The sequence below is a fragment of the Mesorhizobium sp. CNPSo 4661 genome (assembly GCF_057784215.1).
Genome location: NZ_JBWGIO010000013.1, coordinates 1 through 12732, shown reverse-complemented (window position 1 = coordinate 12732; position 12732 = coordinate 1). Strand labels below are relative to the sequence as shown.

General features: G+C 63.7%; 15 protein-coding genes. 11 read left to right on the top strand and 4 right to left on the bottom strand.

Features of this window, described 5'->3' with window-relative positions; all coding sequences use genetic code 11:
• Positions 1-53 precede the first annotated feature (53 nt).
• The gene (locus AC0YKC_RS20165; RefSeq protein ID WP_488512287.1) at positions 54-917 is read right to left on the bottom strand and encodes a LysR family transcriptional regulator; all 864 of its coding nucleotides are present in this window, start codon (positions 915-917) and stop codon (positions 54-56) included.
• 104 nt (positions 918-1021) lie between these two features.
• Between AC0YKC_RS20165 and AC0YKC_RS20160 the strand changes: the two genes are divergently transcribed.
• The 4 genes from AC0YKC_RS20160 to AC0YKC_RS20145 all read left to right on the top strand — a co-directional run bounded on the left by AC0YKC_RS20160 (position 1022) and on the right by AC0YKC_RS20145 (position 3202).
• Positions 1022-1666 carry an FMN-dependent NADH-azoreductase gene (locus tag AC0YKC_RS20160; protein ID WP_488512286.1) on the top strand — a complete coding sequence of 215 codons (645 nt, stop codon included), beginning with the start codon at positions 1022-1024 and terminating at the stop codon, positions 1664-1666.
• Positions 1663-1989 (top strand): DMT family transporter, encoded by a 327-nt coding sequence (locus tag AC0YKC_RS20155; RefSeq protein ID WP_488512285.1) that lies wholly within the window; start codon positions 1663-1665, stop codon positions 1987-1989. Before AC0YKC_RS20160 ends, AC0YKC_RS20155 begins: the two co-directional genes overlap by 4 nt.
• A 104-nt stretch (positions 1990-2093) precedes the next feature.
• Positions 2094-2786: a hypothetical protein gene (locus AC0YKC_RS20150; protein WP_488512284.1), complete on the top strand. Its 693-nt coding sequence runs from the start codon at positions 2094-2096 to the stop codon at positions 2784-2786.
• On the top strand, positions 2783-3202 hold the full coding sequence (locus AC0YKC_RS20145) for a PIN-like domain-containing protein (RefSeq protein WP_488512283.1): 420 nt from the start codon (positions 2783-2785) through the stop codon (positions 3200-3202). The genes AC0YKC_RS20150 and AC0YKC_RS20145 overlap by 4 nt, the downstream gene beginning before the upstream one ends.
• A 41-nt stretch (positions 3203-3243) precedes the next feature.
• On the opposite strand, the gene AC0YKC_RS20140 is transcribed toward AC0YKC_RS20145, so the two are convergent.
• The gene (locus AC0YKC_RS20140) at positions 3244-4263 is read right to left on the bottom strand and encodes an LLM class flavin-dependent oxidoreductase (RefSeq protein ID WP_488512282.1); all 1020 of its coding nucleotides are present in this window, start codon (positions 4261-4263) and stop codon (positions 3244-3246) included.
• A 251-nt stretch (positions 4264-4514) separates the two neighbouring features.
• Between AC0YKC_RS20140 and AC0YKC_RS20135 the strand changes: the two genes are divergently transcribed.
• Both AC0YKC_RS20135 and AC0YKC_RS20130 read left to right on the top strand, forming a co-directional pair.
• On the top strand, positions 4515-5270 hold the full coding sequence (locus tag AC0YKC_RS20135) for a COG4280 domain-containing protein (protein ID WP_488512281.1): 756 nt from the start codon (positions 4515-4517) through the stop codon (positions 5268-5270).
• Complete coding sequence (locus tag AC0YKC_RS20130) at positions 5267-5482, top strand: hypothetical protein (RefSeq protein WP_434724582.1); 216 nt, start codon at positions 5267-5269, stop codon at positions 5480-5482. The genes AC0YKC_RS20135 and AC0YKC_RS20130 overlap by 4 nt, the downstream gene beginning before the upstream one ends.
• Before the next feature lie 313 nt (positions 5483-5795).
• On the opposite strand, the gene AC0YKC_RS20125 is transcribed toward AC0YKC_RS20130, so the two are convergent.
• Positions 5796-6428 carry a methyltransferase family protein gene (locus AC0YKC_RS20125; RefSeq protein WP_488512280.1) on the bottom strand — a complete coding sequence of 211 codons (633 nt, stop codon included), beginning with the start codon at positions 6426-6428 and terminating at the stop codon, positions 5796-5798.
• Between the two features lie 225 nt (positions 6429-6653).
• Between AC0YKC_RS20125 and AC0YKC_RS20120 the strand changes: the two genes are divergently transcribed.
• The 4 genes from AC0YKC_RS20120 to AC0YKC_RS20105 all read left to right on the top strand — a co-directional run bounded on the left by AC0YKC_RS20120 (position 6654) and on the right by AC0YKC_RS20105 (position 10076).
• Positions 6654-6911: a hypothetical protein gene (locus tag AC0YKC_RS20120; RefSeq protein WP_434724584.1), complete on the top strand. Its 258-nt coding sequence runs from the start codon at positions 6654-6656 to the stop codon at positions 6909-6911.
• Positions 6912-6941: 30 nt separating this feature from the next.
• Positions 6942-7727 carry a COG4705 family protein gene (locus AC0YKC_RS20115; protein ID WP_320298200.1) on the top strand — a complete coding sequence of 262 codons (786 nt, stop codon included), beginning with the start codon at positions 6942-6944 and terminating at the stop codon, positions 7725-7727.
• Positions 7728-7994: 267 nt separating this feature from the next.
• Positions 7995-8672: a winged helix-turn-helix domain-containing protein gene (locus AC0YKC_RS20110; RefSeq protein ID WP_488512279.1), complete on the top strand. Its 678-nt coding sequence runs from the start codon at positions 7995-7997 to the stop codon at positions 8670-8672.
• A 39-nt stretch (positions 8673-8711) separates the two neighbouring features.
• Positions 8712-10076: a sensor histidine kinase gene (locus tag AC0YKC_RS20105; RefSeq protein ID WP_488512278.1), complete on the top strand. Its 1365-nt coding sequence runs from the start codon at positions 8712-8714 to the stop codon at positions 10074-10076.
• A 118-nt stretch (positions 10077-10194) separates the two neighbouring features.
• Here AC0YKC_RS20105 and AC0YKC_RS20100 read toward each other — a convergent pair whose 3' ends face one another.
• A complete protein-coding gene (locus tag AC0YKC_RS20100; protein WP_488512277.1) occupies positions 10195-11064 on the bottom strand; it encodes a helix-turn-helix domain-containing protein in 870 nt (289 codons plus the stop codon).
• A 106-nt stretch (positions 11065-11170) separates the two neighbouring features.
• Here AC0YKC_RS20100 and AC0YKC_RS20095 point away from each other — a divergent pair, with 106 nt between their 5' ends.
• Complete coding sequence (locus tag AC0YKC_RS20095; RefSeq protein WP_488512276.1) at positions 11171-12439, top strand: ABC transporter substrate-binding protein; 1269 nt, start codon at positions 11171-11173, stop codon at positions 12437-12439.
• Positions 12440-12732 lie beyond the last annotated feature (293 nt).

Genomic DNA, 12732 nt, shown 5'->3' with positions numbered 1-12732 from the left:
CCGACGCTGTCGGATCTCTGAAATGGCCGAAGGAAAGCGGATAAAGGGGCAGTTCAGCCTTGTCCCCCGATCTGGAGTTGGTCGGTTGCGCTCAGTCGCGTCCGCAGCCACTTCGCCGCAAAGTCGCTAAAGGCGCGCACACGCGGATTGCCCTTCAGATCCGGATGGGAAAGCACCCATAGGTCAGAGGCGAGTTCTTCGACGTTGTCGCCTGCACGCGACAGCCGTCGCGCAGCACCGAGATAGTCGGGCAGCAGCGCCTTGCCCCAGCCGGCCCCGGCGGCAGCGGCCGCCGCGGCAAGGCTGTTCACCCTCAGCCCGATCTCGTCCTCCGCGACATTCGCCTTCAGCCACTGCGCCGCCGGCAAGGCGGACAATGTCGGGTCGAAGCCGATCCAGCCGTCCAAAGACATGTCGCTGGCAAAGACGGCATAGGAAAACCGCGCCACGCGCCGGCCGACAAGCGTTTCGGGCGGCGTCAGCGTCGGGCGGACGGCGACGTCGGCCTCGCGCCGGCCGAGGTCGGCAAAGCTGTTGTTCACCTCCAGCGACAGTGCGATGCCGGGATGGGCATTGCCGAACGCTTTCAGGCAGGCGCAGGCGATATCGAGCAGCGTGTCGGCGGTCGTCACATGCAGCGGCCCGACCAGCCGGTCGTCCTGCGCCGCGACGCGGAGCTCGACTTCCGCGAGACGGTCGCGCAACTCCTCCGCCGCGTCGAGGAACGGCTCGGCCCTGCCGGTCGGCACGAGATTGTTGCCGAGGCGTTCGAACAGCACGCCGCCGGTGCGCTTCTCCAGCTCCCTGAGTTGCCGATAGATGGTCGCGATATGGGTGCCGAGCCTTGCCTGCGCGCCGCGCACCCCGCCCGCCGTGGCGATCGCCGCCACCAGCCGCACGTCGTCATAGTCGATCATCTTCGTATCCATGCGAATTGGAATGGCGAAATTGCTAAATGCGCTCACATCGACGCGAACATATATCGCGCTTCGGAAGCAAGTCAGCCTGACTGGAGAATGACATGAGCCGCATCCTGCACATCGAAGCTTCGCCGCGCGCCGACCGGTCCTGGTCGAGCACGGCCGCGAAGAATTTCCTCGCGCAGCTGAAAGAGCAGCTTCCCAAGGTCGAGGTCGACCACTTCAACATCTGGACCGCCATCCTGCCGAGCTTCGACGGCGCGGCGATCGACGCCAAATACGCCAAGCTCTCTAGCACGCCGCTGACCGAAGCGCAGAGCCGGGCCTGGACGCTGATCGGCCATTATCTGGCCAGGCTCGACGCCGCCGACGCGATCCTGATCTCGACGCCGATGTGGAATCTCGGCGTGCCCTACCGGCTGAAGCACCTGTTCGACCTTGTGACGCAGCCGGGCCTGAGTTTTTCCTTCAACCCGGCGACCGGCTACACGCCGCTGCTGCGGCCACGGCCGACCGCCGTGCTGATGGCGACCTCCGGCGACTTCACCGAAGGTCCGAGCTATGGCCGGCCGGATCTCGCGACGCCCTATCTGCGCACCGCGCTTGCCTTCATCGGCCTGACGGATGCGGCGATCGTCCACGTCTCGCCGACCATCGGCCAGCCGGAAGCGATGGAGGCCGGCGTCAGGCGCACGGAAGCCGAGCTGCAGCGGCTTGCCGCCGACTTCGCCGGGAGGCTCGCATGAGCCCGTCGCTGGCCTGGCTGCTGCTCGTCATCTCGGGCATCACCGACGTCGCCTGGGCGCTCGCGACCAAGAGATCGGCCGGCTTTTCCGAGCCGCTCTGGGCCGCCGTCTCGCTGGTGCTTCTGGTCGTCTTCATCGCGCTTTTGACCAAGGCGCTGACGGTCCTGCCGCTCGGCACCGCCTATGCAGTGTGGACCGGCATCGGCGCCGTCGGCTCTCTGGCCGCCGGCATCGTGCTGTTCGGCGAAAGCACCGACGCCGTGCGGCTCACCTTCGCGGCAGTGACCATCCTTGGCGTGGTGGGCCTGAAGGTAAGCTCGTGAAGAACTCCGCAGTGACCTATACCTACATTGCGAATTCGGTCACAACTGGATGGCATATTGACAGGTGCTAGAGACCCTGAATCAATGTGACCAAGGAGTTTCAATTGAACAATTTGATCGGAGTCGGAGTGTATACGCCTGCCGAAGCGGGAAGGCTTTTGCACATCCGCCCGGCAAAAATTTCCCGTTGGCTCCGAGGCCATAGGATCAAAAATCAGAATTATCCATCGTTATGGACGCCAGAAGTCAACTTAGGGGACGATCACGTCTTCCTTGGATTTCGAGACCTGATGGAAGTGCGCGTCGCTGATGCATTCATCCGCGCGGGGGTGTCAGCTCAGCGGGTCAGAGCCGCAATAATTTTGGCGCGTGATGTTATTGGTCAGGAGAGGCCTCTCTCCACTAATCGTTTTCGGACCGATGGACGGGAGATTTTTGTATCCGTGATCGAGACCGGCGAGGACGGTGAAGAAAGAGAGCGGCTACTGAACCTATTCAAGCGACAGTATGAGTTTAAGGGAATCATCGAACCGATCCTTAAAACAGTCGATTTTGGTGATGACGGTAACCCGCTTCTTTGGTGGCCCAGTGGTCGCCGGATGAACGTCGTCGTTGATCCATCGAGAGCCTTCGGCCAACCAATCGAAGCGGCCTCAAGCGTCCCCACCGTCGTCCTAGCGGCAGCTGCGAGACAAGAAGGAGTTTCTGGTGCGGCTCGCGCCTATGCCGTGCCGGAAGCCGCCATAAGACGTGCCATCGAATTCGAGGCTTCCCTGGAGCACGGACTCGCAGCGTGAACGTCTTGTTCGACAACTGCACGGCTCCTCTTTTAGCTACGACCCTAGACGGCTTTATCCACCACTACGGACATAGAGCGTTTCACATCAAAGACGTGCCGGACCTACCCAAAGGCCGACACTCAGCCGATATCGACTGGATCAGGCATCTTCAAAGTTCAGCCGACACTTGGATCTTCATCTCAGGCGACGGGCGCGTGTTGAAGAACCCTGCCGAGCGTGCCGCTCTGCGTTCGGCCGGTCTTCATGGCTTCATTCTCGCACCGGCCTACCAAAAAACAGCAATGCACCAACTGGCCGGCACTCTCGTCTGGAAATGGCCGGAGATCGAGGCGGTCACCAATCTCGTCGCCGCGCCATCGATGCACGAGATCCCTATCAAGCGGATAAGCAAATTACGTTCTCTGCCGCTTTAGACGTGTCTGCCGGGTGCAATTTCACTCGAGTATAGACGCCTTCACCGCCAGCCCAGCGCCGGCGCCACATGCTTTAAAATCGTCTCGATGACATGGGCGTTGTAGTCGACGCCCAGCTGGTTCGGCACGGTGAGCAGCAGCGTGTCGGCCTCGGCGATCGCCTCGTCTTCCTTGAGCTGCTCGACCAGTCTGTCCGGCTCGGCGGCATAGGAGCGGCCGAACACGGCGCGCTTTTCCGGCTCGATATAGCCGAAATGGTCCTGGCCCTCGCTGCCGCCGAAATAGGCGCGGTCCATGTCGTTGACCAAGGCAAAGATGCTGCGGCTGACCGAGACGCGCGGCTCCCTGGCATGACCGGCTTCCTTCCAGGCGGCGCGATAGGCCCTTATCTGTTTGGCTTGCTGGACATGCAGCGGCTCGCCGGTTTCGTCGAATTTCAGCGTCGAGCTCTGCAGGTTCATGCCGAGCTTGGCCGCCCATACCGCGGTGGCGTCGGTGGCCGCGCCCCACCAGATGCGCTCGCGCAAGCCCGCCGAGAAGGGCTCCAGCCTGAGCAGTCCAGGCGGATTGGGGAACATCGGCCGCGGATTGGGCTGCGCAAAGCCTTCGCCGCGCAACAGGTCGAGGAAGATCTCCGAGTGGCGGCGCGCCATGTCGGCGTCGCTCTTGCCCTCTTCCGGCACGTAGCCGAAATAGCGCCAGCCATCGATCACCTGCTCGGGCGAGCCACGGCTGATGCCCAGCTGCAGACGCCCGCCGGCGATCAGGTCCGCCGCGCCGGCGTCCTCGGCCATGTAGAGCGGGTTCTCGTAGCGCATGTCGATGACGGCGGTGCCGAGCTCGATGCGCTTGGTCTTGGCGCCCGCCGCCGCAAGCAGCGGAAACGGCGAGGCGAGCTGCCGGGCAAAATGGTGGACGCGGTAATAGGCGCCATCGGCGCCGAGCTCCTCGGCCGCGACCGCGAGGTCGATCGACTGCAGCAGCGCGTCGGCGCCCGAGCGCGTGCCCGATTGCGGCGAGGGCGACCAATGCCCGAACGACAGAAACCCGATCTTCTTCATGGCTCCATTCCTTTTGGAGCGGCCTATTGACCGCTCAAATTCCTTGTTGCTCCAGCAGATAGCCAGGGCAGCGCCGCGATACAACGGACACCGAACGGATACAGACCGTCAATGAGTCCTTCGAAATGCCCGGTTCCGCCCTCGCCCGACGCGGAACCACATAGGATCGCCCCTCGGGCATTCTCGCCGCCGTCCGAGCGCTGTATCGTGCTCGCCAGCCGATGATTCCCAAGCATTTGGACGAGCCTTTCATGCATGGCCTGACACCCATACTATCCACCGTGACGGCCTCTTTCCTGGCGTCCTTCGTCGAAGTGGTCGAAGCCTTCACCATCGTGCTCGCCGTCGGCGTGACGCGCGGCTGGCGCCCGGCGCTGACGGGTGCCGTGCTGGCGCTCGCCGTGCTGGCGGCGCTGGTGCTGGCGTTCGGGCCGCTGCTGGCGCTCGTTCCCATCACCGTCCTGCAATTCGTGGTCGGCGTGTTGCTGATCCTGTTCGGCATGCGCTGGCTGCGGAAGGCGATCCTGCGCAGCGTCGCCGTCATCGCGCTGCATGACGAGGACCAGGCCTTTTCCAAGGAGACGGCGGTCTTGCAGCGGCAGGCCAACGACCGCCGCGCCGACTATCTGGCGGCCGTCGCCTCGTTCAAGGCGGTGCTGCTCGAGGGCGTCGAAGTGGTGTTCATCGTCATCGCGGTCGGCGCCGCGCACGGGCAGACGCTCTATGCCGGCCTCGGCGCGCTGGCGGCCTTCGTGCTTGTGATGCTGATCGGCCTTGCCGTGCATCGGCCGCTGGCGCGCGTGCCGGAAAACGCGCTGAAATTCGTCGTCGGGCTGATGCTGACCAGCTTCGGCGTGTTCTGGACCGGTGAAGGCCTCGGCGCCGAATGGCCGGGCGCCGACCTCGCGCTGCTCGCCATCTTCGCCATCAATGCCGCGGCATCCTTCGCCATCGTGCGCTGGCTGCGCGGCGCCTACCCGGCGCCCGCCGAAGGAGTTGCCCGATGACCATGATCCGTCTTGTCTTCAAGGAGCTCGTCGGCATGTTCGTCGACGACGGCAGCCTGGCGCTGCTGGCGCTGATCCTGATCGCGCTGATCACCGCCGCGGTGAAGCTTTTGGCGCTGCCGCCGCTCATCGGCGGCTTCGTCCTTCTCGCCGGCTGCCTGGTAATTCTCCTGGAGAGCACCCGCCGCGCCGCGCGCGACAAGGCGCGCTGAATCGGCAGTCATTTCCGGTGAAGCCACGCAAACGCTGGAGATTAGCCGAAGCCCCCAGCCTCGTCATTCCAGGGCGGAGCAGCCGCGAAGCGGCGTCGCGGAGAACCCTGGAATCCATGCCGTGACCTAAGCCGTGGAATGCAGCGGAGCAGAATTCTGCGCCGTCGCAACGCCTCGACGTCACGGATGATCCTCGGGTCTGCGCGCGTCGCTTCGCTCCTTGCTCCGCCATAGAATGACGACCTGACAAGCGCTTCAGCCAATCTCCAGGCATGCCGCCTGCCGACCCAGACGAAGCGACTGTGCCGAGAAACTAATAGACCGTGAAAAGCGTCGGCAGGTGGCCGCTGAGGCGGAAATACTCGACCGCCTCGATGACCGGGAACAGCGCCAGGAAATACAGCCCGTCGCGGAAATTCCTCTTCAGCGCACCAGGCGAAAACAGCCACTGGGCCTCGTCGCGGTAAAGCATCGGGTTCGGCCAGAAGGAGGGCGTGCGTTCGGCATAGGCCGCGTAAGCCGTGCCGAACTTGCCGGCGAGGTACTCGGCCTCCTTGCGCGCGGTGAAGCGGAAGACGAGGAAGCTCGCCAGGCCGAGCATTACGCCGGCCAGCACCGAACCGAACATCAGCCCGATGCCGACCGCGCCGACAGTCGAGAAGAAATAGAGCGGGTTGCGGGTCATCGAGAACGGGCCGGACACGATCAGCTCGTCATTCTTCCTGCCGCCGACGAAGAGGATGCTCCAAAGCCGGCCAAGGAAGCAGATCAGCGCCATCGCGAAGCCGATCGTCTCGAGAGCTTCGTGCCCGTTCGACCCTTCGGCCAGCGCCGGCTTGCTGAACAGCAGCAGGATGATGGCAAGCACGGCGGCCACCTGCACCACGATCAGGCGCTTGTGCTGGTCGAACGCCTTCGGCGCCGATTTGAGGGATGTGTAGGCCATTCTTTCTCACCCGCTCCGGCGCCGACAAGGGCGCCAAGGCTTCTCTAGCCCTTCCGCCGCGCGATGACGAGGCCCGGCGGAATCTTTTGACCGACCTTACGAATTTGTAATGGCGCGGACAGGCTGCGGTGAATTCGCCTGCCTACACCTGATGGTCGCCGCCCCGGATTTGAGGCGGCTCGAACAGGCGCCGGGGACAACGGCCCTCAACATCAGGGTACAATCATGAACAAATTTGCCCTTGCTTTCGCCCTTGCCACTGCCGCGATTGCCGCTCCGTTGGCCTCGGCGATTGCCGCTCCGACGCCTTGCGAGACCGCGCTGAAGGACCTGCGCGCCGCCGAAGCCAAGGCCAGGCCGAACGATGCCGACAAGAACAAGGTTTCCGAACTGGAGACGAAAGGCATCGAGCGCTGCAACGCCGACGACGACAAGCGCGCCGACGACTTCTTCGCCCAGGCCATGAAGATCCTCGGCAAGTAAGCCCAGCACGGACCGCAAATGGACATCGCCATGCACTCCCACGCTGAAGCCGATCACCTTGCTCTCAACCGGGTCCCGGAGGTCACCCTCGACTTCTGGCTGATCAAGGTCATGGCGGTGACGATGGGCGAGACGGCGGCCGACTATCTTGCCGTCAATCTCGGCCTCGGCCTTACCGTCACATCCTTGATCATGAGCGGCATCCTCGTCGTCGCGCTCGTCCTGCAATTCGCGCAGAAGCGTTATGTGCCCTGGGCCTACTGGCTGGCCGTCGTCTTGATCAGCATTGTCGGCACCCTGGTCACCGACAACCTCGTCGACAATTTCGGCGTGCGGCTGGAGACGACGACGATCGTCTTCTCGATTGCGCTGGCACTGACCTTTGCGGCCTGGTACGCCAGCGAAAAGACGCTCTCGATCCACACCATCTTCACCACCCGGCGCGAAATCTTCTACTGGCTGGCGATCCTCTTCACCTTCTCGCTCGGCACGGCCGCGGGCGATCTGGTCGCCGAACGTTTCGACATGGGTTATCTCACCACCGGCCTCATCTTCGGCGGCGTGATCGCGGCGATCGCGCTTGCCTGGTTCTTCCTCGGTCTCAACGGCATCCTCGCCTTCTGGCTCGCCTATATCCTGACCCGGCCATTTGGCGCCTCGTTCGGCGACCTGCTGTCGCAGCCGGTCGAATATGGCGGCATGGGCCTCGGCACCACCGTCACCAGCCTGACCTTCCTCGGCTGCATCGTGGTCATCGTTCTCTATATGACGCTGAAAAACCTGATCGAAGAAGACGAGCAGGCCCTGCTCGACTAGAAGCATGATGCCGAAAACAGTGAAGCGGGTTTTGGACGACATCATGCCCTGTCTCAAAATGGCCCTCGCAAAAATGTGTAGCGGTTTTCAGCCAGGAAATGCATAAAAACAGATGGTTAGGGCAATTTCCGCCAGAAATTGCGTCAACACAGAGAGCTGGAGCGGTTCAGCGGTACCGGAAACGGTGAGCCGCCCCAGGGAACCAGCCGAAAGCCGCAGCCGGCTACCATGCCGGTGAGGTCGAGGCGGCAAGGACAGCACGGGGCGATGCGACTTCTGCTTGTTGAAGACGATCCGAGGACCGCCGACTATATCGTCAGGGGACTGACCGAGGCCGGCCATGTCTGCGATCTGCTGCGCGACGGCCATGACGGCCTCTTCGCCGCGACCCGCAACGCCTATGACGTGATCGTCGCCGATCGCATGGTTCCCGGCCTCGACGGCCTGTCGATGATCAAGGCGGTGCGCGCCGCCGGCATCCGCACGCCGGCCATTTTCCTGACCTCCATCGGCGGCGTCGACGACCGCGTCGAGGGCCTCGAGGCGGGCGGCGACGACTATCTGGTCAAGCCCTTCGCCTTTTCCGAGCTGCTTGCCCGCATCCATGCGCTCGGCCGCCGGCCGGCGGCGCAGGAGCAGAAGACGGAGCTGCGCGTCGCCGACCTCGAAATGGACCTGATCCAGCGCCGCGTGACCCGGCAGGGTCAGCCGATCGACCTGCAGCCGCGCGAATTCAGCCTGCTCGAAGTGCTGATGCGCGGCGAGGGCCGCGTCATCACCCGCACCATGCTTCTGGAGCGCGTCTGGGATTTTCATTTCGACCCCAAGACCAGCGTCGTCGAGACGCATATCAGCCGGCTGCGGGCCAAGGTCGACAGGCCCTTCGACGTGCCGCTGATCCACACCGTGCGCAACACCGGCTACAGCCTGCATGTTCCGGCCTGATCTTGCGTTCGCCGGTCGGCCAGCCGCGCTCGCCATCGCATGAGCGAGATACGCTCCAGCCTGCTGCGCAGCACGCCGTTCCGGTTGGCGCTGACCTTCGCCTTCCTGTTCCTGCTGGCCTTCATCCTGTCGGGCGCGATCGTCTATCAACTGATGAGCGCCTCGCTCGCCAGGCAGCTCGATCAATCGATCAAGGAGACATATTCGCTCATCGCCGCGACCTATGCCGAGAGCGACGAGGAGGATCTCATCTCCACGGTCAGGGACCATGCCCAGTTCAGCCAGGACAAGGACGAGATCTTTTCCCTCACCGATCGGGGCGGCAACCGCCTCGCCGGGGATTTCACCGCCTCCAGCCTGCCGGACGGCTTTTCCATGTTCGCCGCCAGCCTGCCGGGCGTGCCGCCCGACACCGAATATCGCGCCTATTCGGGCATGGTCGGCGACAACAATTTGACGGTCGCCTTCTCGCTTTCCGAGACCGAGGATCTGGAGAGGATCGTGCTGATGAGCTTCGGCTGGGCCACGCTCTTCATCACCGTCCTGGCGATCGGCGGCGGCGCCGTGCTTGCCTCACGCGTGCAGCGGCGCCTCGACGGCATCGCCAGCACCATGGTCGACGTCTCGCATGGGCGGCTCGACGCGCGCATTCCGCTGATCGGCAGCGGCGACGACATCGACGCCGTCTCCGCCCAGGTGAACGCCGCGCTCGAGCGCCTGTCGGCGCTGGTCGACGGCATGCGCGAGGTGAGCGCCAACATCGCCCACGATCTCAAGACGCCGCTCAACCGGCTGCAGATGATCCTGGAGCAGGCCGCCGACAAGACGGCGTCGGGCGAGGACGTCTCGACCGAGCTGACCGATGCCCGCGCCGAGAGCCAGCAGATCAACAGCACGTTCGACGCGCTTCTTCGCATCGCCCAGATCGAAGCCGGCGCCCGCAAGGCGCGCTTCGTCGATCTCGATGTGGGCCCGGTCGTCGAGACCATCGGCGAGGTCTATGCCGACGTCGCCGAGGATGATGGCAAGTCCTTGTCCATAGGGATCATTCCGGATACGAAATGGTATGTTCACGGCGACCGCGACCTGCTGATGCAGATGCTCGCCAATCTGGTCGAGAACGCGCTCAGCCATTGCCCGCCAGGCACCGCGATCGAGCTCTCGGTGACTAGGCGAGGCAGCCACGTCCTCGTCCATGTCCGCGACGATGGCCCGGGCATCCCCGCCGAGGAACGCGAAAAAGTGTTCCGCCGGCTCTACCGGCTGGATAGGAGCCGCACGACGCCGGGCAGCGGCTTGGGGCTCAGCCTGGTCAAGGCGGTTGCCGACCTGCATGGCGCGGCCATCGTGCTGGAGGACCGCAGTCCGGGTCTTGGCGTGACCGTCAGCTTTCCGGCTGTGTGAGTCCCAGAAGCCTGAGGCAGTTCCCCGACACCCAACGTCGTCATTCTAGGGTCTACGCGGTACGCTTCGCTTCCCGCTCCGCCCTAGAATGACGACGGGTGGGCGACTGTTGACCATTCTACCGCGCGGCGCCCGACCGCCTGAAATCGGAAGGCGACATGCCGGCCAGCTTGCGGAACGATTTGTTGAAGGCACTGAGCGAGCCGAAGCCCGATTCCATGGCGACCCTCAGCACATTGGCGTCCTCATGCATCAACAGCGCCTGCGCGTAGCTCAGGCGCAGCAGGTTGACATATTCGTTGAGCGTCATGCCGGTCGATTTCTTGAACAGGCTCATGGCGTATTTGGGATGGATGTCGGCCGCCGCCGCGATGGTCACGCAATCGATGTCGTAGAGGAAATTCTCGGCGATGAAATCGCACATGCGCCCGACATTGCGCGAGGATTGCTGGTCGAAGGCATTGCCCGCCCCTTGCCCGGCCGCATTTCCCGGCACCAGCCGGTAGGGCTCGAAGCGCACCCGCTCGAGCCGCAGGAGCAGCTCGTTGACGGCGTGCTCGGCCTTGGCCGGATCGCCCGAGCGCGCATATTCGTTCCAGCGCTTGAAATTGTCGTTGTCCGACTGGTCGGTGGCGTTGGTCACCAGCGTCGCGCCGGTCATCAGCCGATGGCGTATGTCGGCCGGCAGATGCAGGCGGAAGAAATGCACCAGCGGCAGATGCGCGCCGGCATAGACGGCGTCGTCGGAGAGGTCGTCCATCTGGTGCGGCAGGCCGCCCCAGAACAGGCACATCTCGCCGGCCGACAGCGCGATCTCGTGCTCGGCCATGCGGTAATGTACGCGGCCCTGCACGATGAAATTCACCTCGACCTGGGCGTGCCAGTGCGGCTTCAGCATCACCAACGGGTGGTTGTGGAACATCTGCAGGACAAGCGGCAGTCCTTCGACGCTGCTCGCGCCAGGCTGGTAGAATGGACGCTCCGGCATCTTACTTTCCGCCAACTTCTCATTCCCTTCGACGGGGACAAGCCTTCCGCGCCGCATAGTCTAGCCACGCTCACAGTGAGAGAGCAAATGAAATGGGAGGATTTCAATGCGCACTACACTGACCTGCGCCGCGCTTATGCTTGCCCTGGGTTCCGGCTCGGCCCTGGCGCAGTCCGGCGAGATCACCATCTGGAGCTGGAACATCGCCGCTTCGTCGCTGAAGTCGACGGTCGAGGGCTTCAACAAGAAATATCCAGACATCAAGGTCACGGTCCAGGACCTCGGCAACCAGCCGACCTATGACAAGTCGATCGCCGGCTGCGCCGCCGGCGGCGTCGGCCTGCCCGATATCGTCTCGATCGAGAACGGCGAGGCGGAAAACTACTGGAGCCAGTTCCCGGACTGCTTCGTCGACCTGCACACGCTGGGCTACACCGCCGAGGACCAGAAGAAATTCCCCGACTTCAAGCGCACCGAGCTCGAGGTCGGCGGCAAGGCCTACGCGATGCCCTGGGATTCCGGCCCCGTGGCCGTCTTCTATCGCCGCGACTTCTATGAGAAGGGAGGCGTCGACCCGGCCACGATCAAGACCTGGGACGATTTCATCGCTGCCGGCAAGAAGATCCAGGCCGCCAATCCGGGCGTGTCGATGACCAATGCCGATTTCAACGGCGACACCGAATTCTTCCGCATGATCTCCAACGAGCAGGGCTGCGGATATTTCGCCGAGGACGGCCAGTCGATCACCGTGGCCGAGCCGAAATGCGTCGATGCCCTGACCAAGGTCAAGGAGATGAAGGACGCCGGCATCGTCACGTCGGCCGACTGGTCCACCAAGATCACCAACAACACCGCCGGCACCGTCGCCAGCCAGGTCTATGGCGGCTGGTATGAAGGCACGATCCGCACCGAATCGCCGAAGGAAAGCGGCAAATGGGGCGTCTATCTGATGCCGAGCCTGACCGCCGACGGCCCGCGCGCCGCCAATCTCGGCGGCTCGTCGCTGGCCATCACCTCGGCCTCGAAGAACAAGGAAGCGGCTTACGCCTACCTCAAATACACGCTGGGGACGAATGAGGGCCAGATCACCATGCTGAAGGATTTCGGCCTGGTGCCGTCGCTGATCTCGGCGCTCGACGATCCTTACGTCGCGCAAGGCCAGCCCTATTGGGGCGGCCAGGCGGTCTGGAAGGATATCCTGGCGACGCTGCCCAAGGTGGTGCCGAGCCGCGGCACGCAGTTCCAGAGCGATGCCGAGATCATCCTGCGCGCCGTGCAGACCAAATACCTGTCCAACGGCTATCCCGACGCCAAGGCCGCGCTCGACGACGCCGCCAAGCAGATCGCCGCCGCGACCGGCCTGCCGGTGAAGTAGGCACCGCTTCCCCTTCTCCCCTTGTGGGAGAAGGTGGCCGCGAAGCGGCCGGATGAGGGGTGCTCCAGCTTGGCAATGACGGCGATCCGTCACCCACCCCTCATCCGTCTTGGCGCTGCGCGCCAATCCACCTTCTCCCACAAGGGGCTAGCGTGCGCACACATTTGCGTTGTGCGGGTTAGTTGGGATTTGCAAGAGCGAAGCCCTCGGCGATGGCATGGAAACGTTTGAGGCCGTTGCTGAAGGTGACCGGGCCTGGCGGCCGCTCTTTGGCGTAGCCGTTCCATCCTCCG

Bases quoted from the DNA above. Each gene is read 5' to 3' on its own strand.
- AC0YKC_RS20165 (WP_488512287.1), bottom strand. From the start codon at position 917: ATGATCGACTATGACGACGTGCGGCTGGTGGCGGCGATCGCCACGGCG.
- AC0YKC_RS20160 (WP_488512286.1), top strand. From the start codon at position 1,022: ATGAGCCGCATCCTGCACATCGAAGCTTCGCCGCGCGCCGACCGGTCC.
- AC0YKC_RS20155 (WP_488512285.1), top strand. From the start codon at position 1,663: ATGAGCCCGTCGCTGGCCTGGCTGCTGCTCGTCATCTCGGGCATCACC.
- AC0YKC_RS20140 (WP_488512282.1), bottom strand. From the start codon at position 4,263: ATGAAGAAGATCGGGTTTCTGTCGTTCGGGCATTGGTCGCCCTCGCCG.
- AC0YKC_RS20135 (WP_488512281.1), top strand. From the start codon at position 4,515: ATGCATGGCCTGACACCCATACTATCCACCGTGACGGCCTCTTTCCTG.
- AC0YKC_RS20130 (WP_434724582.1), top strand. From the start codon at position 5,267: ATGACCATGATCCGTCTTGTCTTCAAGGAGCTCGTCGGCATGTTCGTC.
- AC0YKC_RS20125 (WP_488512280.1), bottom strand. From the start codon at position 6,428: ATGGCCTACACATCCCTCAAATCGGCGCCGAAGGCGTTCGACCAGCAC.
- AC0YKC_RS20120 (WP_434724584.1), top strand. From the start codon at position 6,654: ATGAACAAATTTGCCCTTGCTTTCGCCCTTGCCACTGCCGCGATTGCC.
- AC0YKC_RS20115 (WP_320298200.1), top strand. From the start codon at position 6,942: ATGCACTCCCACGCTGAAGCCGATCACCTTGCTCTCAACCGGGTCCCG.
- AC0YKC_RS20110 (WP_488512279.1), top strand. From the start codon at position 7,995: ATGCGACTTCTGCTTGTTGAAGACGATCCGAGGACCGCCGACTATATC.
- AC0YKC_RS20105 (WP_488512278.1), top strand. From the start codon at position 8,712: ATGAGCGAGATACGCTCCAGCCTGCTGCGCAGCACGCCGTTCCGGTTG.
- AC0YKC_RS20100 (WP_488512277.1), bottom strand. From the start codon at position 11,064: ATGCCGGAGCGTCCATTCTACCAGCCTGGCGCGAGCAGCGTCGAAGGA.
- AC0YKC_RS20095 (WP_488512276.1), top strand. From the start codon at position 11,171: ATGCGCACTACACTGACCTGCGCCGCGCTTATGCTTGCCCTGGGTTCC.